We start from the raw sequence: 24,416 nt of genomic DNA, 5'->3' as shown, positions 1-24,416 counted from the left end.
ACAGCAACAACGGCTAAACTTAAAAATACTTTTTTCATCTTACTTAATTATAAAAGGTTAATTATTAATTCGGGGCAAAGATATAAATTTTTTAATAGGTAAAATATTTTTTTATATTTTTTTTGAAAAATAATATTCATTTGTCGACGAAAGGGCAAATTACAATTATGGTCTCATTAAATCCAAAAATTTAATAAATATCTGACTTTCTTGTCAAACGTTTTATTTTTAACTATTTTTTATATAGATAATTCATTTTCAATTAGTTACTTTTTCTTCGGGTGAACTAATTTCAGTTCTTCTATCAGGTTTTTTGCTCCAGCATATTTATCCATGATAAATAGAATGTATCGCACATCTACCATGATATTTCTACAAATACTTGGGTCATAGTAAATGTCACTCATGGTTCCTTCCCAAACCCTGTCAAAATTGAGTCCAATCAAGTTGCCCTTAGCGTCGATCGCCGGACTTCCTGAATTGCCTCCAGTAGTGTGATTTGTGCCAATAAAACAAACCGGCATTTTACCATTTTCACCATAGATGCCATAATCTTTGGTCTTGTATAAATCAATTAATTTTGCCGGAACGTCAAATTCATAATCACCCGGAATGTATTTTTCCATTACGCCGTCTAAATAGCTTTTGGATGTATAAATCGTTGCGTCTTTAGGTTCGTATCCTTTCACTTTGCCATAAGTAATTCTTAAAGTGCTATTGGCGTCTGGAAAAATTCGGCGTTCTTTGTTTAATTCCAATTGCGCTTTCATGTAAGTGCGTTGCAAAGCTGTAATTCTCAAATTGATTTCATCATATTTTGGTGTCACTTCTGTCGAGTATTTATCCGCCAGTTCTTTTACCAGTTGAAATCCTTTGTCATTGTTCAAATTTGCTAAAACCGTTTGGGCATCACCGGTCAGTAATTCTTTTAATCCAGCGTAATTTTTTAGTTTGGAATTGGAATAAATCTCTGAAGCCAAAGTTTTGGCATTGGCATTTACCAAACTTTGGGGTAAAAATTGTTTTGGCGATTTAGTGGCGTATAATTCGATCAACTCTTCAAAAACATTTTGATCGACAGCGGCATTAAAATTTTTATAGAAACTTTCTTGTCCGGTTATTAAATTGTTTTTTCTGTCCGTGAACGATTGTTCTCCTTTTGTTTTGAACACTTGTTCCAATTGATAGAGTTTGTATCCAATACTCAACAATTCGGTATTGAGGATTACCACTTCCGTGAAATAATCTTTGGCAGAGGCATATGGTGCTATTTCTGCATAGTTTTTTTTAAAATCGGCTAATAGTGTTCCGTATTCTTTTTCTTTGCCAGCTTTACTAATTTTTTGCTGAAAAACTTTTTCAGATTCTTTTTTCAGGACAACGGCATTTGATTTTTTCAATCCTTGGGTTTCGCCAATCCATTTTTTCCAATAATTGGCAATTTTGGCATATTTAGCGGCATATTGAATTTTTATGGCGTTGTCTTTTCGCATAAAACCGTCGGCAACTTTCAAAGCTTTGTCCCTAATTTCGATTTTTGCAGGATTCAACTCGTTTACAATTTGTTCAATCGCAACTGCGGGCAAATATTCGTTTGTTTTTCCTGGATAACCAAAAACCATTGTGAAATCATCGTCGGTTACGCCATCAAGGGAAATGGGCAAGAAATGTTTTGGAGTGTAAGGAACGTTGTCTTTCGAATAAGCTGCTGGACGATTGTTTTTGTCGGCATAAATTCGGAATAAAGAAAAATCTCCAGTGTGGCGTGGCCAAACCCAATTGTCCGTATCAGAACCAAATTTTCCAATAGATGTAGGCGGAGCACCCACCAAACGGACATCTTTAAAAGTTTCTGTTACGAAAAGCATGTATTGATTGCCTTCAAAAAAAGTGCGAATTTTATTTTCCTGCCAATTTTCCTTGGGTAAAGAATTAGTCAAGGCAGTTATGTTTTCTTGAATTTTCTTTTGTTTTTCCGCTTCGTTTGTAAGTGAAGTGGTTCCTTCTAAAACCAGTGCGGTTACATCTTCGATTTTTACCATAAAAGTGACGGTCAGTCCTTCGTTTGGCAATTCGTCTTCCATTTTATAAGCCCAAAATCCATCTGCCAGATAATCGTGCTCTACGCTGGAATGCGATTGAATCTGTGAATATCCGCAATGATGATTGGTCAAAATCAATCCTTTTGGAGAAATCACTTCCGAGGTACAACCTCCGTTAAAATGGGGAACAGCATCTTTCAAACTCGAATGATTCACGTCGTAAATATCTTTTACCGACATTTTCATGCCCAAGTTTTTCATTTCTTTTTCATTCATTCCTTTTAAAAGCGAAGGAATCCACATGCCGCCTTGCTGGGCTTGTGTTTGAATGACAAATAATAATAAGGCTAATTTTAAAAATTTCATTGTATTGGATTTAGGTTATAATTTTTAATTTTTGTCTTTCAATATGGACTTTAAAATAATGGTAGTAGCTCCCTTATTCATTTGTACGAAAGTGCTGCAAATATGTCCTTTTTCGTGTCGAATGTCGTCGTTGGCAATCAAATTGGAAAAAGCATCAAAAAGACCTTTTTTATCTGAAATGGAAATGCAACCTTCCATATTTACCAAGGCCGTTGCTTCGGCAAAATGTGAAAAATTGGGACCAATAACGATTGGAACACCAAAAGTAGCAGGTTCTAAAATATTGTGAACTCCCGGATTTCCGAAGCCTCCGCCAACATAAGCAATATCGGCATAACTGTAAATTTTGGTCAAAATTCCTATGGTGTCAATGAGGAAGACATCAAAATCAGCCAGATTTTTAGTTGATTTTTCCGAAAAAAGAACAGTTTTTTTGGTAATAGAATTTTTTAATTCCTGAATTTGTTCGCTTTTAATATTATGTGGCGCAATGATGAACTTCACTTTTCCAGAAGTTTGATTGATATATTCCACCAATAAATTCTCGTCTTTTGGCCACGAACTTCCCACAACAATCGTCAAAGTATCATTTTTGAATGTTTCGATAAAATCCAGGGAATTGTCTTTTTCTAAAATTGTGGCTACTCTATCAAAACGCGTATCTCCGGAAACGGCCACATTGGTTTTGCCTAATTCCAACAACAATTTTTTGGAACTTTCGTTTTGTACAAAAAAGTAAGTAAATGTTTCCAATGCTTTTCTGTAAAATCCACCATGCCATTTAAAAAATAGTTGGTTTTTCCTGAAAATTCCCGAAATCAAATAGGTTGGAGTTTCTAGTTTTCGCAATTCGTTCAAATAATTCGGCCAATATTCATATTTGATGAAGAACACCATTTCAGGATGGACCAACGACAAAAAATCTTTCGCATTTTTTCTGGTATCCAAAGGCAAATATATCGTAACATCGGCAACCGCATTATTTTTTCGAACTTCATAACCTGACGGCGAAAAAAAAGTGATGACGATTTTATGATTGGGGAATTTCTCTTTTATTTTTTCAATCACGGGCAAACCTTGCTCGTATTCGCCAAGGGAAGCAGCGTGGAACCAAATGGTTTTGTCGTTTGGATTGATTTTGGTTTGCAAAATTTCAAAAACCGGCTTTCGTCCATCTATAAAAAGTTTGATTTTTGGACTGAAAAGAGCGATGATTTTTAATAAAAAACCAGCAATTTGAACAATTAGATCGTAAAGGAAAAGCATATCAAAAAATTTCTGGTGCTAAATTACGTTTTCTTTTAATTATCTATAAAATCATTCTGCTAAAATCCCTATTTTTGTTCTAAATTTAAAATACAATCGAGGTTGTGTTTTAGTAAATTCAAATAAAAGGTTAAATGAAAAAAATACAAATGGTTGACTTGAAAAGTCAATACGATAAAATAAAAGACACCGTTAACATTTCAATCCAAGAAGTTCTCGACACCAACACCTACATTAACGGACCTCAAGTTCACCAATTCCAAAAAAATCTCGAAGAATATCTCGGCGTAAAACACGTAATTCCTTGTGCAAACGGTACCGATGCCTTGCAAATTGCCATGATGGGATTGGATTTAAAACCCGGTGATGAAGTAATTACAGCCGATTTTACCTTTGCCGCAACGGTTGAGGTTATTGCCTTGTTGCAACTCACGCCAGTTTTGGTTGACGTGGATTTGCATAATATGAATATTTCCATCGAAAGAATCAAGAAAGCAATCACGCCAAAAACTAAAGCCATCGTACCCGTACATTTGTTCGGTCGTGCCGCTAATATGGAAGCCATTATGGCTATTGCCAAAGAAAACAATCTTTATGTTATTGAAGACAATGCACAAGCCATTGGGGCCAATTGCAAGTTTTCTGACGGAACCAAAAAGAAAGCGGGAACAATTGGACACGTTGGGGCAACCTCGTTTTTTCCGTCTAAAAATCTAGGATGTTACGGAGATGGTGGAGCTATTTTTACCAATGATGATGCTTTGGCACACAAAATCAGGGGAATCGTGAATCACGGAATGTATGAGCGTTACCATCACGACGTGGTGGGCGTAAATTCAAGATTGGACAGTATTCAAGCTGCTGTTTTAAACGCCAAATTGCCATTTTTGGACGAATACAACACCGCGCGTCAAAATGCAGCCCGAAAATACACGGCAGCTTTTGAAGGTCACAAAAACATCATCGCACCAAGTATTTGCGAGATTTGCGACTGCCACGTTTTTCATCAATATACTTTGCGAATCATCAACGCCGACAGGAATGGATTGATGCAACATTTGTTGGACAAAGGTATTCCTTGTGCGATTTATTATCCAATTCCTTTGCATTTGCAAAAAGCCTATTTGGATTCAAGATATAAAGAAGAAGATTTTCCGGTGACCAATCAATTGGTAAAAGAAGTGATTTCGTTGCCAATGCACACCGAATTAGACGATGAGCAAATCAAGTTTATTACTGATAGCGTCTTGGAATTTTTGAAATAAATCTACTAATCCGAGGTTAAAAAAATTAAAATGAAAATACTAGTAACAGGTGGTTTGGGTTTTATCGGTTCACATACCGTGGTCGAATTGCAAAATCAGGGTTTTGAAGTAGTCATTATTGACAATCTTTCGAACACTTCATTAAATGTTCTGGACGGAATTGCCAACATTACGGGAATCAACACGGCATTCGAAAATTTGGATTTACGCGACAAAGAAAAAGTGCAAGATTTTTTCAAAAGACATCGTGATATCGCTGGCGTTATCCATTTTGCGGCTTCAAAAGCAGTGGGCGAGAGCGTTGGAAATCCATTGTTGTATTATGAAAACAACCTGAATACTTTAATTTATTTGCTTCAGGAATTACAAAAACAACCCGAGGCCAACTTTATTTTTAGTTCGTCTTGCACGGTTTACGGTCAAGCCGAAAAAATGCCCATTACTGAAGATGCATCCATTCAAACCGCAATGTCACCTTATGGAAATACCAAGCAAATAGGCGAAGAAATCATTACAGATGCTGCCAAAGTGACCAATATCAATGCGATTTTGTTGCGTTATTTCAACCCAATTGGAGCGCATTCATCGGCCGAAATTGGGGAATTGCCTTTAGGAGTTCCACAAAATTTGGTGCCGTTTATCACCCAAACCGGATTGGGCTTGCGAAAAGAATTATCGGTTTACGGAGATGATTATCCAACTCCCGACGGGACTTGTATCCGCGATTATATTCACGTAGTCGATTTGGCGAAAGCCCATGTGATTGCCTTGCAACGCTTGTTGGAGAAAAAGAATTTGGACAAAGTGGAGGTTTTCAATTTGGGAACCGGAACCGGAAGCTCGGTTTTGGAAGTGATTCATTCCTTCGAAAAAGTAAGCGGACAAAAATTGCCTTACAAGATTGTTGCCCGTAGAGAAGGCGACATCACTTCGGCTTACGCCAATACCGATAAAGCAAACAATGTTTTGGGCTGGAAAGCACAATCCACTTTGGATGAAGCAATGGAAAGCGCCTGGAAATGGGAGCAGAAAGTCAGGAACAAGTAATCAGTGCTCCGTTTTTAGTGTTCAGTAAAAAAACGAAATCCTAAATTACCAACTCGATAATTTAGGATTTTTTGATTTAAATAATTAGTTGTAAGTTTGTTATGTTAAAACAAAAGCGATGAATCCTAAAAAAGACAATCCGAAAATCAATAAAGTAGAAGAGCCTAACGTTGCTTATGAATCTTCGAAAGTGAAATTCAAGGGAATTGACAGGGCTACTTTTGATTTTGATGCTGAATTCGCAAATGGATTGACTCCAGAAGAATTCAAAGCTGAAATGCACAAAAGAATAAAAGCATATCCTTGGAAAAAATAATTTTTAAGGATAGTGTTTTAGATTACTTTGATGAATTGGTTTATACCCTTTTCAGGGAAGAATATTTTAGTTATTCTGAAAATGCCCAACATTATATTGATAAAATTGTAGATTTCATTTTTTATGAAATTAATAATTTTCCACATAAAAATACTCCCCAAAAACTTCGGTATCTTGGCTCCCACTACATTTTTTATAAATCGAACAACAGAACGACTTGGTATGTTTTCTTTGAGAAAAAAGAGAACAATTATTTAGTTACAGGAATTATCAATAATCATTGTGAGGAAGCGAAGGAGCTTTGAAAACAAAAAATCCCCACAAACTTAAAGTTTATGAGGATTCCGTTTATTAACACACTGATCACTAAAAACTTGACCACTGAATACTAATTTTAAGCGTTCGCCGTAGCCGCTTCTTTATTGATTTTTCCAATCAATCCAGCCAATACTTTTCCAGGACCTACTTCGGTGAACAAAGTCGCACCGTCGGCAATCATTTGTTGCACGGATTGCGTCCATTTCACGGGAGCCGTCAATTGGATAATCAAGTTTTTCTTGATTTCGTTGGCATCAGAAACAGCCGATGCTGTCACATTTTGATACACTGGACAAATAGGAGTGGAGAATGTCGTCGCTTCAATGGCTGCGGCCAATTCCTCTCTTGCCGGTTCCATCATTGGCGAATGGAAAGCTCCGCCAACAGGCAATAACAAGGCTCTTTTTGCTCCGGCTGCTTTCATCGCTTCACAGGCTTTTTCCACTGCCGAGAATTCTCCAGAAATCACCAATTGTCCCGGGCAGTTGTAATTGGCTGCCACTACAACTCCATCAATCGAAGCGCAAACTTCTTCCACAACGTTGTCGGCCAATCCCAAAACGGCTGCCATAGTTGAAGGCGTTATTTCGCAGGCTTTTTGCATTGCCAAAGCTCTTTGGGAAACCAATTTCAATCCGTCTTCAAAAGACAAAACACCATTGGCAACCAAGGCCGAGAATTCGCCCAAAGAATGTCCCGCCACCATTTCCGGTTTGAAATCTTCCAAGGTTTTGGCCAAAATCACCGAATGCAAGAAAACGGCCGGTTGGGTAACTTTAGTTTCTTTCAATTCTTCGGCTGTGCCTTCAAACATAATGTCCGTGATGCGGAAACCCAAAATTTCATTGGCTTTTTCGAATAAATCTTTGGCCAATGCCGAGTTTTCATATAAATCTTTGCCCATTCCGGTGAATTGTGCTCCTTGACCTGGAAAAACGTATGCTTTCATCTATTTTAGTTTAAAAGTTTAAGGTTTAAAAGTTTAAAGTTTCTCTAAAAAGAGAAAAAAAACTGCGTTGCAAAAATAGTGTTTTTTTAGTATTTATCGAGAAAGATAATAGGAACACAATAGAAAAACGGCTAAACTTCTTTGAGAAATTTAGCCGTTTGTACATCTTTTAAACCAGTTTTTTAAATGATTTATTGTTTTGCCAATTGTAATTCAATATTCAATTTTACTTCTTCTCCAACTAAAACTCCGCCAGTTTCCAATGCTGAATTCCAGTTTAAACCCCAGTCTTTACGGTTAATTTTACCATAAATGTTCAACCCCGCTTTGGTGTTTCCCCAAGGGTCTTGCATCAATCCGCTGAATTCTACTGGGAATTTCACGGATTTTGTTATTCCTCTTAAAGTTAAATCTCCTGTCAATTCGTAATCTCCGTCTTTTTTAGTAAAAGACGATGCTTTGAAAGTCAATTTTGGATGATTGTCAGCATCAAAAAAGTCAACGCTTTTCAAGTGATTGTCTCTGTCAGCATTATTCGTGTCAATAGAATTGATGTCTGCCGAGAATTCGATACTTGCATTTTCGAAGTTGTCATCTTCGGTTGCGATGTTTGCATCGTAAGTTCCAAATTTTCCGGAAACATTGGTAAACATCATGTGTTTTACTTTAAAACCAATTTCTGAGTGTGTTGGGTCAATTGCCCATTTTGTAGTTGCCATAATTTTATTTTTTAATTGTTATTTCATTTTGATAAGGCAAATTTACGGTGACACTACCGATGGAGCACTTAATCTAGATTAAGAACGAAAAAACCGGAAAACTATTTAGTATTCCGGTTTGTTATTTAGATCATTTATATTTTATTCATTTTTGTAAAACGTTAAAGCACCCGATGGACATTTTTGTACCGTTTCGATGATTTTGTCCGTTGAGGAGCTGTCGATTTTTATCCAAGGTTTCTCTTTGGGTTGAAAAACTGCGGGATTGTTCTTGACGCAATTGGCCGAATGAATGCATTTTCCGGATTGCCATACCACGGTCACTTCGCCGTTGGTATATTCTTTTTTCAAGTCGTTAGGATTCATGATTTTTGAATTCAAGTTTACAAAACATCTCTAAATTCTGGATTTTTATCGAAAACACTTTTTGCAAAAGGACAAAGTGGGACAAGCGTAATTTTTTTTTCTCTTGCAAATTCAACTGCTTTTGCAACCATTTTTTTGCCAAAACCTTTACCGTTATTGCCTGGATTGACTTCGGTGTGGTCAATGATCATCTTGTCTTTGCCCGCAAAAACAAAAGTCATTTTTGCTTCTTGTTTCCCGTCAACCGAAACATAAAAGTATCCTTTTGTGTCGTTTAATTCTAATCCTATTGTTTCGTCCATTGTTTTTGATTTATTGTTTCATCGGTATTTCCATCAATAGAAATTTGGCGTCGGTGGTTGCTTTGATATTCAATGTTTTAAAATCGGTTATGCCCAAACCATCACGAGTTTCCAATTCTTGGCCGTCGACAGTGATGGTTCCGGAAATTACGAAAACATAAAGTCCGTTGCCTTCTTTTTTCAATTCGTAGGTTTTGGAAAATCCAGCTTCGAAATCAGCCAAGTAAAACCAAGCGTCTTGATGAATCCAAACTCCGGCATCATCAGGATTTGGAGACAATATTTGTGCAAAATTATTTTTTTGTTCCGTGGTATCCAAAGTGATTTGTTGGTAACGAGGTTGCACGTTTCTATATTTTGGGAATACCCAAATTTGGAAAAGTTTGGTGCGTTGATCCGCATTCGGGTTGAACTCGGAGTGTTGAATTCCGGTTCCGGCACTCATCACCTGCACGTCGCCGGTTTTGATGGTGGCGGCATTTCCCATACTGTCTTTGTGGGCTAAATCGCCTTCTAGCGGAATGGTGATAATTTCCATATTGTCGTGTGGATGTGTTCCAAAACCCATTCCTGCAGCAATGGTGTCATCGTTTAAAACGCGTAACATTCCGAATTGTATTCTATGTGGGTTGTACCAACTGGCAAAGCTAAAACTATGGTAAGCGTTTAACCATCCGTGATCTGCATGTCCCCTTGTGTCTGCTTTGTGTAAAACTGTAGTTGCCATAATATCTTATATTTAATTGTTATTTGATAAAGCAAATTTACTATCAATGTAAACGGAAATCACTTAATGTAGGTTAATAAATCTTTTAGGTTCCTGAAATGGGAAAGAGATTATTTTCGCAACATTTTACTTTTCATTTTACTAAAAAATTCGGGTGTGACGCCAATGAAAGAGGCAATATGTTTTTGGGGGACTTGTTGAATGAGCGAAGGATATTTTTTCGAAAATTTTTCAAAACGTTCTTCTGCCGATAAACTCAAGTTATCCATAATTCGTTGTTGATTGGCAACCAAGGCATTTTCAGTCAATATCCGAAAGAAGCGTTCCAGTTTGGGAATGTCGTGATACAATTGCTCTTGATTTTCTTTGGAAAGCAAAACCACTTCGGCATCTTCGATAACTTCTATAAAAAGATTGCTTGGTTTTTGGGAAATCAAGCTGTACATATCACTAATCCACCAGCCTTGACAAGCAAAACTCATCACGTGTTCGACAATATTATCGTTGATGTTGAAACTTCGCAGCACGCCCGAATTCACGAAATAAGAATTCTTGCAGATTTCGCCGGCATTGAGCAAAATAGTTTTTGCTTTGTATTGATGCGTTTCAGTTTTAGACAAAAAAAGCTCTTGTTCTTGCGGAGTTAGAGCAACGTGTTTTATAATATTGTCTATTAATGCAGCCATTTTTCCTTTTATTTTTTTTCGGGTAATAGCTTAAAAGAAGTTGCTATGAAACGATTCTTTACAATATTCCCCACGACTTCGGCTTTTCTTACCGCAGCGCAAAATCCGTCATTAGCGTGTGCGTCACCGTGTGAGTCGATAGAAGTTCCATCTACAAAATAGGTTTTTCCATCAATGCGAACCGCTAAATCACAGCCTTGTCCTTTCATTTTGAATTGACATTGACCACAAGATGCTTCCACAATTTGAGACTTGGGTTGTTCTTTTTTGTCTTGCGCATGAACGAATACTACAGAAGACAGGAATAGCAATAAGAATAGTTTTTTCATCTTTCGGGGGATTAATTCCACTAAGGTAGCTTTTTTTTAGGATTTAATCTTCCTCGATTTCGAATTCGGCATCTTTTTCCCAAATTTCCATTTCGCAGGGTTTGCAGTTGAATTTGAGTTTGTATTCCAATTCGCCCTGTTTCAAAATTAAAGGTTCTTTGAGTCTGCCATCCATATTGGGATGGTATTTTGGGCATTTTTCCAATTCGTATTTGATGCAGTATTTGGTGGTCATCACGCGAGATTTTCCAGGATCCCATTGCAGTTCGAACGCTTTTTCTATTTCGGTAACACCGTGACGTTCGTAGAATTTTCGAGCCAATTTATTCGAAACATTGTACATGAAATCCAGTTTGGTTTCCGGATAAGGATGCGAGGTTTTGACCAATTGGTGTTCGTGACGTTTGTAATTGGCAAGGCGAATGGCTGATAATTGTTCGAAAACCGTTCTTCGCATTTCGTTGATTTTGGAAATAGGGAGGAACCAATTTTCGGAGAACATAATCGTAATTTCATCGGCGGTGTAAGGAGTGAAACCTGTTTTCGCCAAATTGATTTTGAAATTTTCTTCGATGGATTCGTTGTTTTTGGTTCTTTCTTTTGGATGAACCAATTTTACGTTGCTTATATTTCCGTCTTCGTCTGTGGCGATTAATTCGAAGCCGTTTTCGTTTTCGGTCAACAATAAAGTGGTGCTGATTTTTCGAACGGCACTGTCTTCACGTTCCACGATTTTGATGAAAGCCGCGTCGTTGTTGCGGTAAATGAAAGTTCCGGGCTTGATTTCTTTCAACACATTTGGATACGTCAAACCGTTTTCGACTTTGTTGACGTAAATTCCGTCGGCTTCGTTGTTTTCGTTGATGAAACACAGTCCGTCGCCATTGTTCAGGAATTCCCCGTTTTCGATTTCATAAGCGTTTCCAATGGTTTTAATCAGTTTGCCAATGTATTGTCCTTTCGATTTTGGACTTTCCCAAGAACCGATGGATTGGTGTCTTTCGTTGACGAAATAATCGGTATAACCACGGTTGAAACTTTTGTCCAAAGCCGATTCGAAAGTATAAGTACAGGTTCCCGAAGAAGCTTTGGTATATTTTCCGCTGTTGTCGTTTTCCAGAAAAGCGTCCAGTTTTTGGCGTAAATAGGAGACGTTGTTTTTTACATAGACAACATCTTTCAAGCGTCCTTCGATTTTGAAAGAGCAAATTCCGGCTTCAACCAAGTTTGGAATCTGATCGGAAACATCAAAATCCTTGATGGAAAGCAAGTGGCTGTTTTTGATTAAGGTTTCGCCGTGACCGTCGATGAGGTTGTACGGCAAACGACAGTTTTGGGCGCAGGAACCGCGATTGGCCGAGCGTTCGCCATTGGCCACACTCATATAACAGTTTCCGCTGAAAGAAACGCAAAGCGCTCCCGTTACGAAAAATTCGAGTTCCACATCACTCGCTTCGCTGATTTCTTTGATTTGGTGTAAGTTCAATTCGCGGGCCAAAACCACACGTTTCATTCCGGCATCTTTCAAGAATTTGATTTTGTCGGCATCACGATTGTTGGCTTGTGTGCTGGCGTGCAAAACGATGGGCGGCAATTCCATTTCCATAATCGCCATATCTTGCACAATCAGCGCATCGACACCAATGTCGTATAATTTCCAAATCATCTGGCGGCAGTCTTCCAATTCGTTGTCGTACAAAATGGTGTTGACCACCACGAAAACCTGCACGTTGAATAAATGGGCGTACTCCACCAATTTCGCCACGTCTTCAATCGAATTGGTGGCATTGGAACGAGCGCCGTATAAAGGAGCTCCAATATAAACCGCATCGGCACCGGCATTGATGGCGGCCATTCCCCCGATTAAATCTTTGGCTGGAGCCAGTATTTCTATTTTTTTCTTCATCGAATGGATGATAATTGTTTTGTTTTTAATGGTTTAGGTTTCTATCGGCTTTCGCCAAAAAGTTTGCAAAGTTCTTATAAATTTTTCAGGATTTCTAATTTGGAATGGATTTTTTGGAAATAATTGGGTCAGTGAAGGAAAAGGTCTGTGAAAAATCGTGTGAATAGCAGATTCTAATTACTTTTTAATGTTTTTGGAAACAAAAAAGCCCCAAGAAAATCTTGAGGCTTTTGGTATTGAAATAGAAGTTTGAACTTATGCAGCCAAAGCTTCTTTGATTCTGCGTAATGCTTCTGTTAATTGCTCTTCGCTGGTTGCGTAAGAGAAACGTATGCAATTAGGATTTCCAAAAGCATCTCCAGTTACCGTTGCTACGCAAGCTTCTGCCAAAAGATACATTGCCATATCGTTTGCGTCTTTGATTTCAGTTCCTTTCAATGTTTTTCCGAAGAAAGAAGAAACGTCTGGAAAAACGTAGAAAGCGCCTTCTGGAACGTTGATTTTGATTCCTGGAATTTCTTTCAACAATCCAACCACTAAATCTCTACGGCTGTGGAATGCTTGAACCATATGATTCAATACGCTTGGATCGGCATCTACGGCAGTGATGGTAGCACGTTGCGCCACGGAATTTGCGCCTGAAGTTACTTGTCCTTGAATTTTTGTACAGGCTTTTGCGATAAATTCTGGTGCTCCGATGTAACCAATTCTGTATCCTGTCATTGCAAAAGCTTTCGCAACTCCATTCACGGTAACTGTTTTTTCCAACATTCCCGGAATAGATCCGATGCTGCAAAAAGTTCCTGAGAAATTGATGTGCTCGTAGATTTCGTCAGCAACAACATATACTTGTGGATGTTTTTCTAACACTTTGGCCAAAGCAGTCAATTCTTCTCTGTTGTAAACAGAACCTGAAGGATTACAAGGCGAAGAGAACCACATCATTTTTGTTTTTGGCGTGATGGCAGCTTCTAGTTGTTCTGGCGTGATTTTGAAATCAGTTTCCACAGAAGTTGGAACTTCTACAGGAACTCCACCTGATAATTTCACGATTTCGAAATAAGAAACCCAGTAAGGTGCTGGCAAAATTACTTCGTCACCATCGTTTAACATTACTTGTGCAATGTTGTATAAAGATTGTTTTGCTCCGGTTGAAACCACGATTTGGGATGGTTTGTAATCTAATCCGTTGTCTCTTTTGAATTTTCGGCAAATAGCTTCTTTTAAGTCTTGATAACCATCTACTGGAGAATACGTGCTGTAGTTTTCGTCGATAGCTTTTTTGGCAGCTTCTTTGATAAAATCAGGTGTGTTGAAATCGGGTTCACCCAAACTCAAACTGATAATATCTTTTCCTTGTGCTTTTAATTCTCTGGCCAAAGCAGCCATAGCTAACGTTTGTGAAGTAGCTAAATTATTGATTCTGTCTGAAAGCGGATTGTTCATTAAAATGTAATTTTGATTATTAAAGTTGGTTGTGTTTTTTTAATTATTGTAAAGCGGGTTTCATTCCAAGCTCTTTCAAATGTTTGAAATGTGCAATAACGGCACTTCGAAAAGTCTTGTATTCGTAATAAGGCAAGTTGCATTCTTGAGCAGTTTCCTTTACTATTTTAGCGATTTTGCCATAATGAATATGGCTAATATTCGGGAAAATGTGGTGTTCGATTTGGTGATTTAAACCTCCGGTGTACCAATTGATAATCCAGTTTTTCGGAGCAAAATTAGTTGTTGTGAATAATTGGTGAATTGCCCAAGTGTTTTCAATTTCGCCATCTTCATTTGGAACGGGATTGGTAGTTTCTTTTACCACGTGTGCCAATTGGAAAACGATGCTCAATATTAATCCAGCGGTATAATGCATCACGAAAAAGCCAACAAGAACTTTCCACCAAGTGATTCCAATAACCATTGGCAATACAATCCAGATGGAAACATAAATCATTTTTGTGATGATTAAAGTGGTCCAAAGAATTTTTGGACTTTTGGCTTCGCCATAAGATAATTTTCTTTTAAGATAGCTTCGCATTTGCTTAAAATCGGTGGTAATGGCCCAATTGAAAGTCAATAATCCGTATAAAAAAACGGAATAATATTGTTGAAAACGGTGAAAACTATACCATTTTGCATCTTTGGTAAAACGGATTACTCTTCCGGCATCAAGATCTTCGTCGTGACCGGGAATATTGGTGTAAGTATGGTGCAAAACATTGTGTTGGACTTGCCAATTGTAAACATTTCCAGCCAAAATATAAATGGTTCCTCCCATAAATTTGTTAATCCAATTAATGTTGGAGTACGAGCCGTGATTGCCATCATGCATCACGTTCATTCCAACTCCGGCCATTCCAATTCCAATTACGATTGTCAATAGCAAATGTGCCCAAAATGGCAAATCTAATGTCAGGATTAAAAAATAAGGCGCAAGAAAAACGATAAACATAATCATGGTTTTAACATAGAGTTTCCAGTTACCCGTTTTCTGAATGTTATTTTCTTTGAAGTAATTGTTTACGCGGGAGTTAAGCGTTCTAAAAAACTTCAGATTGTCCTGCTTCGCGAATGTAGGGGTGATGTTGTTCATCTTTAATTTTGAATAAGTTGCAAAGATAATTATTAAAAATTTTCAATCTGTAAAATTGCATTAAATATTCAAAACTAAAAACTGTACTTTTGTTAAAATTTTAAAAGATGGACGAGATTCTAAAGTATTTTCCCAATTTGACCGATATTCAAAAGGAACAATTCGCAAAACTGGATTTTTTATACCACGATTGGAATGCCAAAATCAATGTTATTTCCCGAAAAGATATTGACGAATTGTACACCAAACACATTTTGCATTCCTTGGGAATTGCCAAAATCATAAAATTCGAACCCGGAACTTTTGTTCTCGATGTGGGAACTGGCGGAGGATTTCCAGGAATTCCATTGGCAATTCTTTTTCCGGAAACCCGTTTTTATTTGATTGATGTTATTGCCAAAAAAATAAAAGTGGTGCAGGCTGTCGCCGATGCCTTGGAACTCAAAAATGTAAAAACGGAACAACTTCGAGCCGAATTAGTAAAAGGAGATTTCGATTTTATCGTGAGTCGTGCCGTGACCAATATGCCCGATTTTGTGTCTTGGATTAAAGACAAAATCAAAAAGAAAAACAAACACGAACTCAAAAACGGAATTCTCTATCTCAAAGGTGGCGATTTAACCGAAGAATTAAAAGATTTCCCAAAAGCAACCGAGTATAATTTATCCGATTTTTTTGAAGATGAATTTTTTGACACGAAGAAAGTCGTTCATTTGCCACTTAAATTTGCGCATTGACAATTACGATTTGCGTATCAAAAACAAAACCCGCAAGAATTCAAATTACTTGATTCTTGTGGGTTTTTAAATTTCGTACTTCGTACTCTGAAAATTATTCTCCCAAAAACGGGTATCTATAATCTTCTGGGGTTACAAAAGTTTCTTTGATGGTTCTTGGCGAAGCCCAACGCAACAAGTTTAAAGCTGAACCCGCTTTGTCATTGGTTCCAGAAGCTCTTGCGCCACCAAAAGGTTGCATTCCCACAACGGCTCCGGTTGGTTTGTCGTTGATGTAGAAATTCCCGGCTGCATTTTGCAAAGCGATTGTGGCTTCCTCAATGGCGTATCGGTCTTGACTAAAAATAGCTCCTGTCAAGGCATATTCAGAAGTGGTGTCAACCAGTTTTAAAGTTGCTTCCCATTTTGCGTCTTCGTACACAAAAATCGTTATTACAGGTCCGAACAATTCGGTTTCCATGGTGGTGTAATGTGGATTCGTGGTCACTATTATTGTTGGCTCAATAAAATAACCAACAGATTTATCGTAATTTCCACCAACGATAATTTCAGCATCCGAATCTTTTTTGGCTTGGTCAATAAAGCTTGCCAATTTATCGAAAGAACCTTCGTGAATTACCGCCGTGATGAAATTTCCAAAATCTTCAGGAGAACCCATTTTCATTGATTTTACGTCGGTAATTAATTGTTCTTTAAGTTCTGCCCACATACTTTGCGGAATATAAGCTCTTGAAGCTGCGGAACATTTTTGTCCTTGAAATTCGAAAGCGCCGCGAACAATTCCGGTAGCCACTTGTTTCACGTTAGCACTTGGATGTGCAATAACAAAATCTTTTCCTCCAGTTTCGCCCACAATTCTTGGGTAGGTTTTATAAATATGAATGTTGGCTCCAATTTTTGCCCATATATCTTTAAATACGTGCGTTGAGCCTGTATAATGTATTCCGGCAAAATCAGGACTTGCTAAAACGGTATCGGTTATCATGACTGGATTGCCAAAAACGACGTTGATGACACCATCAGGAAGACCCGCTTCTTTAAAAATATCGATGATTATTTTTGCTGAGAAAACTTGGCTGTCGCTTGGTTTCCAAATAACGACATTTCCTATCATGGCAGCACTTGCTGGAAGATTTCCTGCGATGGCCGTAAAGTTGAAAGGCGTAACGGCATAAACAAAACCCTCAAGCGGACGATATTCCAATCGGTTCCACGTATCTGAATTTGATTTGGGTTGGTCATTGTAAATTTGGGTCATAAACTCCACGTTGAAACGCAAAAAATCTATGAATTCACACGAGGCATCAATCTCTGCTTGGAAAATATTTTTGGATTGTGCAATCATCGTTGCGGCATTAATCCTGGCTCTGTATGGTCCAGCAATCAATTCGGCGGCTTTGAGGAAAATGGCTGCGCGTTGTTCCCAAGCCATGTTGGCCCATTTTGCTTTTGCTTCAAGCGCATTGGCAATGGCACTTTCAACATGGGCTTTTTCAGCTAGATGATAGGTTCCCACGATGTGTTTATGATCATGTGGCGCTGTCATGTTTCGGGTATTTCCGGTTCTTATTTCTTCACTACCAATGTATAGGGGAACGTCTATTTTAGCATTCCACATTTGTTTGTAAGCGGCTAGAACGGCAGCTTTTTCTGGAGAATTTGGCGCATACGATTTAACGGGTTCGTTTACGGCTTTTGGTACATTGAAAAATCCTTTAAGCATATTTTTGTAATTTGAGAATTAGTAATTTTTCACAAAAGTACAAAGGATTGTTTTAAAAACATGTAATTAATGTTCTAAATCTGTTCGAACCATTAAGGATTGAGTTCCGCTGGAAATGAAATTGCCGTAGCGAAAAAAAAGTTTTTTGAACGAGGAGTTGCATTGTTGTGACGGCTATCAGTAAGCTGGAAATAGCTCCTTAAAATTTAATGCGCTTGATAAGAAAAGTTGATAATGTATTTTTAATTCAGGGCAAATGGTGCACATAAACGAAATGTTGGCACGATGACTTTGAAGGTTTTTGTGGTGGTAAAATTAACCATGTTAAAAAATCCTTTCATTGCGCCATAAGGAGACGACAATAAACAACCTGAATTATAAGTGTGGGATTCTCCTGGCCTTAAAACTGGTTTTTTGCCAATTACACCTTCGCCATCAACTATTTCCCTATTGTTCAGGGAGTCAAAAATTTCCCAATGGCGTGAAATTAATTGCACGGAATCCTTGCTGTGGTTCTCGATCGTGATTTCGTAACTGAAGGCAAAATGAATCTTGTAGTTTTTGAAGTAAGTGCCTTCAAAACTAGTCAAAACGGATATTTTTATACCTCTTGTTATTTGTGAAACCATGGCAATGTATTACAAATGAGTTTAATGATGGCAAATTTACAAAAAAAAGAGTTGGTTGTGTTGTTTTTACGAAAGGATTTTTAGTTGGTAATTATATTGGAATTCGCGGTTGCTTTCCCGATAACTCGATCATAACGATCATTGCTTTCGCGATAATATACCAGTATGGAATAATCGTTTTCTGTTTGCCAAAAATTACCGTCAACAGCATTTTCGGCATCAATATTTCCTTTGGAATCTGCAATTTGATATTGGAAATTGGTGAACCCTTGTTTTATTAAAACGGCTTTTTCATAAATATTTTTTTTGGCATTGAAATCCATTTTATATTCGGGCGACAAACTATAATTATTGAACATTCCCGTGATATAAACCCCTTTGTTTGCCATAAAAGCTGGAGCCGAAAGGCTAAAATAAACCCAAGCATAATCAGCTTCAATGTCATTTTTTTCGGCTCTTATGTTGCGAACCACGAAGTTTCCGTTGATATCCGGAGTTACGGAATAAGGGTAATTTGCCCGGGCATTATTGGTGTATAAATTTGAATTGTAAATTCCGGTGCTTGAATCTATTCGCGACACATTATTGCTGGCAGCCCTAATGTCGTTGTTGTCAAAATACAAAAATTCGTTTCCTGCCCAAAATTGGGTTTGGGTATCGTATTTGTAAATTAAATCATTTCCGGTGGTGTATTGTGGCGCTATGTTTTTGATTGCCGTATTGAATTGTCCATTTTGAAGCAAAACCACTTTTACATTTTTCAAAGGGTTTTGAAAATTGATGACAAGTGATTTTACGGAAAATTCAATATTGTGTTTGTACTCTAAATAGTTTGCGGTTCTGGCGCGTCTAATTTGGATGGGAACGGTGACAAGGTCTTCGTAAAGAATAAATTTTCGAGACAATACGACATCTTTGTTTTCGTCTAAAATTTTCAGGACATAATTGCCGCTAATGCGTAATTGTGTAAATTGGTTCGGAAGGGGTAGTTTGTAATGTGAATAAGTTTGCAATGTATTAAAGGAATTCTCGTATTCTTGAATTCGTTGTCCGTCAAAGCCTTTTAAATACTCGGTTTTCGGAATATCCGTTGGAACCCAATTGTAATCACAATGCACGATTTCGTAATAATAATTGGCTTCATTTCCAAACAAATCATCAAATTGAAATTGGAAACCGGCACCTAATTCGAATATGGGAACCACATTTTCATTGCTTTGAATAAAGGATGCCGTTTTGATGTTATACGGTGGAACAACCTCGATTTCTGTTTGTGCAACAGCCGAAGTGACGATAAAAATCAATACTATTTTTCGAAAGAAGGAAACAAGCATAATGGTGTAATTGTTAAATGGTAAATATAACGAATTATGCTTTGCTAAATTTATGCCAAAAAATAATTTGGTTAAATCAGGGTTTATTTATGACAAACCGGAATAATTTCACCTTGGGCCAAACAATATTGCTCTACCAATTCTGGCGCAATTTTATTCGTGTAATCTTCTTCAATAACTTTAAATCCAATGCTTCTCAATTTGTCAAAATAATCGCGGCCATAAATTCGAACGTGGTCATATTGTCCAAAAATCGCAGCACGTTCCTTTTCATCCGTAATGGAATCGTCGGCATAAGTTACATCTCTTTTCAAGTCTTGCGGAATTTGAAGAATCGCCATTCCGCCAGGTTTCAAAATCCGATATAATTCATGCATTGCCTTGGTGTCATCTGGAATGTGTTCCAAAACGTGGTTGCAAAAAATGATGTCATACGAATTGTCTTCAAAAGGCAAGTTGCAAATATCCGCTTTCACGTCGGCTAGGGGCGAAAACAAATCGGTTGTGGTGTATTGGATGTTTTTCTGGTTGCGGAACAATTTGTAAAAAGCTTGTTCTGGCGCAAAATGCAAGACTTTCTTTTTTTCTTTCGAACTAAAAAAATCGGTTTCATTTTTTAAATACAACCACAACAAACGGTGTCTTTCCAGTGAAAGAGTGCTTGGTGAAAGTGCGTTGTTTCTTTGTTTTCCGTAGCCATAAGGCAGGAACATTCGGAAACTTTTTCCATCTATTGGATCAGTAAATTTATTGCCTTTCAATGCTAATGCAAGAACGGGACGTGCGGCATAACTCAATCTAATTAATATTGGACGAGGAATGGTATTGAGGATTAATTTAAAGAGTTTTTTCATTATTTATTACGCAAAGATTCGCAAAACAGTTTTTCATTTTCCTTATGTAGCCTTTAATGCCTTATATGGTTTAATAAATTGTTTACCATATAAGGCATTAAGGTCATATAAGTTTTTAAATAACCAAGGGCACTTTTCTAAACTCATCTTCCTCGTTACTCACAATTCCCAATGCTTTATAGATATAATAGAAAGTGGATAAAATTTCTGGTTTTCCGTCAATAATGGCCACGTCGTGTTCAAAATGAGCGCTCGGTTTTCCGTCAGCGGTAAGAATTGTCCAACCGTCTTTGAGTTGTTTGATGTTTCGGGTTCCCAAATTAATCATCGGTTCGATGGCGACCACCATTCCTTCCACGAACAATTTTCCGCGACCTTTTTTGCCATAATTGGGCATTTCTGGGTCTTCGTGCATTTTTTGACCAACACCGTGTCCGACCAATTCACGAACCACACCATAACCGTGTGCTTCAGTATATTTCTGGATGGCGTTACCCACATCTTCCACGCGGTTTCCAAGTCTTAATTCGCGGATTCCCACGTACAATGATTCTTTGGTAACCTGCAATAATTTTTTGGTTTCAGGAGCCACTTCGCCAATCTCGAAAGAATAAGCGTGGTCGCCATGGTAACCATTTTTGAATGCTCCACAATCTACCGAAATTACGTCGCCACTTTCCAATGGTTTGTTGTTCGGGATTCCGTGTACCACTTGGGCATTTGGACTCATGCAAAGCGAGTTTGGAAAACCGTATAATCCCAGGAAGCTGGGAACAGCTCCGTGGTCGCGAATAAATTCTTCAGCTAATTTATCTAAGTGTAAAGTGGTGACTCCTTCCTTGATTTCGGAAGCAATCATTCCTAATGTTTTTGAAACGATTAAAGCACTTTCGCGCATTAATTCTATCTGTTCTCTTGTTTTTGGGATAATCATGATATTTTTTTCAGATTGCAAAAATACAATTAAAAACCGATTATATAAAAATTTGATTGCATATGAGTTTTATCATATTTTTTTGAATAATTGTATGTAACTTTATTCAAAAATTAGTTAAATATGAGTAAATATGTAACTGCCGAAGAGGCTGTAAAAGTGGTGAAATCAGGAGATAGGGTGTATCTTCAAGCCGCTGCCGCTGCGCCTACATTATTGACAAATGCATTGGCAGATCGCGCTTCTGAATTAAGAAACGTCGAAATATGCCACTTGCATGTAGAAGGTGAAGCGCGCTATGCCAATCCGGAATTGGCCGAAAGTTTTCACGTGAACTCTTTTTTTATTGGTCCAAATGTAAGGCACACCTTGGTTGCGGGAAATGGTTCTTACACCCCCGTTTTTTTAAGTGAATTGCCGTATCTCTTCAGGAAAAAAGTCGTGGTTTTAGACGTGGTTTTTATTCACGTTTCACCGCCAGATCTTCACGGATATTGTTCTCTAGGGGTTTCTGTGGAAGCCACTTTGGCGGCAATTGAAAGTGCCAAAACGGTGATTGCTCAAGTAAATCCGCAAATGCCGAGAACTTTTGGTGACGGTATTCTTCATATTTCCGAAATTGATTATTTAGTTGAGGTTGATTCGCCAATTTACAGTCACGAAACGGAGAAAATTTCCCCGTTGGAAGATAAAATCGGGAATTATATAGCATCATTGATTGAAGACGAAAGCACTTTGCAAATGGGAATTGGTTCTATTCCAAATGCGGCTTTGTCTAAATTGTCCAATCATAAAAACTTGGGATTGCATACCGAAATGTTTTCGGATGGCGTGATTGATTTAATTGAAAGTAATGTTATAAACGGAAATTTTAAGGGTGTGGGTCGAGGCAGGGCATTGGCCACTTTTTTAATTGGTTCCCAACGATTGTATGATTTTGTAAGCGACAATCCTTTTATCGAAATGAAGGAGTCGTCCTATGTAAATGACACGGCCAGAATACGAAAAAATCCGAAAATGGTTGCCATAAATTCCGCCATAGAAGTCGATGTGACGGGTCAAGTTTGCGCTGATTCCATTGGAGCAAGAATGTATTCCGGTGTGGGTGGTCAAATGGATTTTATCCGTGGAGCTTCGTTGAGTGATGGAGGAAAAGCCATTATTGCATTGCCTTCCGTAACAAAAAATGGCGACAGTAGAATTGTTCCTTTTTTAAGACAAGGTGCTGGTGTGGTTTCAACCCGTTCCCATGTTCAATATATTATTACCGAAAACGGGATTGCTGATTTGTATGGTAAAACTCTAAGACAACGTTCAGTTGAAATGACGAAAATTGCACATCCAGACCATCAGGAAAGAATAGAAAGAGAATACTACAACATGATTATGAATTGTAAATAAAAAAGCGTCCTGCAAATTTGCAGGACGCTTTTCATAAACTCCGTATTTTACTTTTATAAAAGGGAATGTCTGGTCATGACTTCTGGTTTTTCAATTCCCATCAATTCCAAAATGGTTGGTGCCATATCACCCAATACTCCGTCGTGAACTGATTTTAATTCTGGGTCTACCAAAATAAAAGGAACAGGGTTTGTAGTATGAGCGGTGTTTGGACTTCCGTCAGGATTAATCATTGTTTCGCAGTTTCCGTGATCGGCAATTACCAAGGTTGTGTAACCATTGGCCAAAGCCGCGGTGATTACTTTTTCGACACATTTGTCAACGGCTTCACAGGCTTTGATTGCTGCTTCCATCACTCCGGTGTGTCCCACCATGTCGCCATTGGCAAAATTTAGGCAAACAAAATCCACTTCGCCTTTGTTTAATTCAGGAACCAAGGCATCGGCTAATTCATAAGCGCTCATTTCGGGTTGCAAATCATAAGTGGCTACTTTTGGAGAGTTTTTCAGGATTCGGCTTTCTCCTTCAAATGGTAATTCCCTACCACCGGAAAAGAAAAATGTCACGTGTGGATATTTTTCTGTTTCGGCAATTCGGATTTGTTTTTTGCCTGCTTTTTCCAAAACTTCACCAAGGGTTTCCGTGATGTTGTCTTTGTTGTAAACCACTTTCACGTTTTGGTAGGTTTCGTCATAATTAGTCAGCGTAACATAATACAAGTTCAACTTGTGCATGTTTTGCTCGTGGAAATCTTGTTGTGACAAAGCTTCGGTCAATTCACGTCCTCTATCGGTCCTGAAATTAAAGAAAATCACGACGTCGTTTTCTTTTATTGTGGCCAATGGTTGGTTGTTTGCATCAACAACAACAATTGGATCTATAAATTCGTCGGTAATGTCTTTGGCATAACTTTCTTCTATGCTTTTTACTGGATTTGTTGAATGGGTTCCGGTTCCGTTCACGAGCAAGTCATAAGCCACTTTTACTCTTTCCCAACGTTTGTCACGATCCATTGCATAATATCTTCCGACAACCGAAGCGATTTTTGCAGTAGTTTTTGCAATATAATTTTCTAAATTTTGAATGTCAGTTTTGGCTGATTTTGGGTCTACGTCACGACCGTCAGTAAAGGCGTGAACAAAAACTTTTTCTAAACCAAAATTTTGCGTTGCATCAATCAAACCTCTTAAATGGGAAGTGTGTGAATGCACGCCACCGTCTGAAACCAATCCCAGAAAGTGTACGTTTACGTTTTTGTCTTTGGCATATTGAAAAGCTTCAACCAAAACTGGTTCGTTGTTCAACGATTTATTTTCTACGGCAAGATTTATTTTGGCTAAATCTTGGTAAATAATTCTTCCTGCGCCAAGGTTCATGTGTCCCACTTCGGAATTTCCCATTTGTCCTTCTGGCAAGCCAACGTTTAAACCATCGGTTCGAAGCTGCGCGCTTGGGTATTTTGTATATAAACTATTGATGAATGGAATATCGGCATTGTCAATTGCTGAAACTTTTGGGTCTGGAGATTTTCCCCAACCGTCCAGAATCATGAGGATTACTTTTTTGTTCATTGTGCTAAATTTTTATACAAAGATAAAGCTTTCCAAAAAAATATA

General features: G+C 37.9%; 24 protein-coding genes. 6 read left to right on the top strand and 18 right to left on the bottom strand.

Annotated features, from left to right (window positions below):
* Positions 1-266: 266 nt before the first annotated feature.
* Both C0430_RS13380 and C0430_RS13375 read right to left on the bottom strand, forming a co-directional pair.
* A complete protein-coding gene (locus tag C0430_RS13380; protein WP_290871082.1) occupies positions 267-2,408 on the bottom strand; it encodes a S46 family peptidase in 2,142 nt (713 codons plus the stop codon).
* 24 nt (positions 2,409-2,432) lie between these two features.
* The gene (locus tag C0430_RS13375; RefSeq protein WP_290871080.1) at positions 2,433-3,674 is read right to left on the bottom strand and encodes a glycosyltransferase N-terminal domain-containing protein; all 1,242 of its coding nucleotides are present in this window, start codon (positions 3,672-3,674) and stop codon (positions 2,433-2,435) included.
* A gap of 134 nt (positions 3,675-3,808) precedes the next feature.
* On the opposite strand from C0430_RS13375, the gene C0430_RS13370 reads away from it, so the two are divergent.
* The 4 genes from C0430_RS13370 (at position 3,809) to C0430_RS13355 (ending at position 6,607) form a co-directional block, all read left to right on the top strand.
* Complete coding sequence (locus C0430_RS13370) at positions 3,809-4,939, top strand: DegT/DnrJ/EryC1/StrS family aminotransferase (RefSeq protein WP_290871078.1); 1,131 nt, start codon at positions 3,809-3,811, stop codon at positions 4,937-4,939.
* A 30-nt stretch (positions 4,940-4,969) separates the two neighbouring features.
* Positions 4,970-5,986: a UDP-glucose 4-epimerase GalE gene (gene galE / locus C0430_RS13365; protein ID WP_290871076.1), complete on the top strand. Its 1,017-nt coding sequence runs from the start codon at positions 4,970-4,972 to the stop codon at positions 5,984-5,986.
* A 118-nt stretch (positions 5,987-6,104) separates the two neighbouring features.
* Positions 6,105-6,302, top strand: a complete 198-nt coding sequence (locus C0430_RS13360; RefSeq protein WP_290871074.1) for a hypothetical protein — start codon at positions 6,105-6,107, stop codon at positions 6,300-6,302.
* Positions 6,290-6,607, top strand: a complete 318-nt coding sequence (locus tag C0430_RS13355) for a hypothetical protein (RefSeq protein WP_290871072.1) — start codon at positions 6,290-6,292, stop codon at positions 6,605-6,607. Before C0430_RS13360 ends, C0430_RS13355 begins: the two co-directional genes overlap by 13 nt.
* Before the next feature lie 89 nt (positions 6,608-6,696).
* On the opposite strand, the gene fabD is transcribed toward C0430_RS13355, so the two are convergent.
* The 10 genes from fabD to C0430_RS13305 form a co-directional block, all read right to left on the bottom strand.
* Positions 6,697-7,569 (bottom strand): ACP S-malonyltransferase, encoded by an 873-nt coding sequence (gene fabD / locus C0430_RS13350; RefSeq protein WP_290871070.1) that lies wholly within the window; start codon positions 7,567-7,569, stop codon positions 6,697-6,699.
* Between the two features lie 191 nt (positions 7,570-7,760).
* Positions 7,761-8,288, bottom strand: a complete 528-nt coding sequence (locus C0430_RS13345) for a YceI family protein (protein WP_290871068.1) — start codon at positions 8,286-8,288, stop codon at positions 7,761-7,763.
* Positions 8,289-8,429: 141 nt separating this feature from the next.
* Entirely contained in the window at positions 8,430-8,654 is a 225-nt protein-coding gene (locus C0430_RS13340; RefSeq protein ID WP_290871066.1) for a (4Fe-4S)-binding protein, read from the bottom strand.
* 17 nt (positions 8,655-8,671) lie between these two features.
* Entirely contained in the window at positions 8,672-8,956 is a 285-nt protein-coding gene (locus tag C0430_RS13335; RefSeq protein WP_290871064.1) for a GNAT family N-acetyltransferase, read from the bottom strand.
* A 10-nt stretch (positions 8,957-8,966) separates the two neighbouring features.
* On the bottom strand, positions 8,967-9,683 hold the full coding sequence (locus C0430_RS13330) for a pirin family protein (RefSeq protein ID WP_290871062.1): 717 nt from the start codon (positions 9,681-9,683) through the stop codon (positions 8,967-8,969).
* A gap of 110 nt (positions 9,684-9,793) precedes the next feature.
* Positions 9,794-10,369 carry a Crp/Fnr family transcriptional regulator gene (locus C0430_RS13325; protein ID WP_290871061.1) on the bottom strand — a complete coding sequence of 192 codons (576 nt, stop codon included), beginning with the start codon at positions 10,367-10,369 and terminating at the stop codon, positions 9,794-9,796.
* 8 nt (positions 10,370-10,377) lie between these two features.
* Complete coding sequence (locus C0430_RS13320) at positions 10,378-10,698, bottom strand: DUF6370 family protein (RefSeq protein WP_290871059.1); 321 nt, start codon at positions 10,696-10,698, stop codon at positions 10,378-10,380.
* Positions 10,699-10,741: 43 nt separating this feature from the next.
* Positions 10,742-12,604: a U32 family peptidase gene (locus tag C0430_RS13315; RefSeq protein ID WP_290871057.1), complete on the bottom strand. Its 1,863-nt coding sequence runs from the start codon at positions 12,602-12,604 to the stop codon at positions 10,742-10,744.
* Positions 12,605-12,859: 255 nt separating this feature from the next.
* Positions 12,860-14,050 carry a pyridoxal phosphate-dependent aminotransferase gene (locus C0430_RS13310; protein ID WP_290871055.1) on the bottom strand — a complete coding sequence of 397 codons (1,191 nt, stop codon included), beginning with the start codon at positions 14,048-14,050 and terminating at the stop codon, positions 12,860-12,862.
* A gap of 43 nt (positions 14,051-14,093) precedes the next feature.
* Positions 14,094-15,188 (bottom strand): acyl-CoA desaturase, encoded by a 1,095-nt coding sequence (locus C0430_RS13305; RefSeq protein ID WP_290871053.1) that lies wholly within the window; start codon positions 15,186-15,188, stop codon positions 14,094-14,096.
* Positions 15,189-15,295: 107 nt separating this feature from the next.
* On the opposite strand from C0430_RS13305, the gene rsmG reads away from it, so the two are divergent.
* Complete coding sequence (gene rsmG / locus C0430_RS13300) at positions 15,296-15,925, top strand: 16S rRNA (guanine(527)-N(7))-methyltransferase RsmG (RefSeq protein ID WP_290871051.1); 630 nt, start codon at positions 15,296-15,298, stop codon at positions 15,923-15,925.
* 94 nt (positions 15,926-16,019) lie between these two features.
* On the opposite strand, the gene pruA is transcribed toward rsmG, so the two are convergent.
* From pruA to map, 5 genes are all read right to left on the bottom strand, one after another.
* The gene (gene pruA, locus C0430_RS13295) at positions 16,020-17,648 is read right to left on the bottom strand and encodes an L-glutamate gamma-semialdehyde dehydrogenase (protein ID WP_290871049.1); all 1,629 of its coding nucleotides are present in this window, start codon (positions 17,646-17,648) and stop codon (positions 16,020-16,022) included.
* Positions 17,649-17,890: 242 nt separating this feature from the next.
* The gene (gene apaG / locus C0430_RS13290) at positions 17,891-18,277 is read right to left on the bottom strand and encodes a Co2+/Mg2+ efflux protein ApaG (protein WP_290871047.1); all 387 of its coding nucleotides are present in this window, start codon (positions 18,275-18,277) and stop codon (positions 17,891-17,893) included.
* An 80-nt stretch (positions 18,278-18,357) separates the two neighbouring features.
* Complete coding sequence (locus tag C0430_RS13285; protein ID WP_290871046.1) at positions 18,358-19,611, bottom strand: DUF5103 domain-containing protein; 1,254 nt, start codon at positions 19,609-19,611, stop codon at positions 18,358-18,360.
* A gap of 83 nt (positions 19,612-19,694) precedes the next feature.
* Positions 19,695-20,465, bottom strand: coding sequence for a class I SAM-dependent methyltransferase (locus C0430_RS13280; RefSeq protein ID WP_290871044.1), 771 nt, complete (start codon positions 20,463-20,465; stop codon positions 19,695-19,697).
* A 115-nt stretch (positions 20,466-20,580) separates the two neighbouring features.
* On the bottom strand, positions 20,581-21,399 hold the full coding sequence (gene map, locus C0430_RS13275) for a type I methionyl aminopeptidase (protein ID WP_290871042.1): 819 nt from the start codon (positions 21,397-21,399) through the stop codon (positions 20,581-20,583).
* Between the two features lie 123 nt (positions 21,400-21,522).
* Here map and C0430_RS13270 point away from each other — a divergent pair, with 123 nt between their 5' ends.
* Entirely contained in the window at positions 21,523-22,800 is a 1,278-nt protein-coding gene (locus C0430_RS13270; protein ID WP_290871040.1) for an acetyl-CoA hydrolase/transferase C-terminal domain-containing protein, read from the top strand.
* A gap of 53 nt (positions 22,801-22,853) precedes the next feature.
* Here C0430_RS13270 and gpmI read toward each other — a convergent pair whose 3' ends face one another.
* Entirely contained in the window at positions 22,854-24,371 is a 1,518-nt protein-coding gene (gpmI, locus tag C0430_RS13265; RefSeq protein ID WP_290871038.1) for a 2,3-bisphosphoglycerate-independent phosphoglycerate mutase, read from the bottom strand.
* Positions 24,372-24,416 lie beyond the last annotated feature (45 nt).

Origin of the sequence: Flavobacterium sp. (assembly GCF_013823965.1) — a bacterium.
Taxonomy (GTDB): Bacteria; Bacteroidota; Bacteroidia; order Flavobacteriales; family Flavobacteriaceae; genus Flavobacterium.
This window is presented reverse-complemented; position numbering and strand designations above follow the sequence as displayed.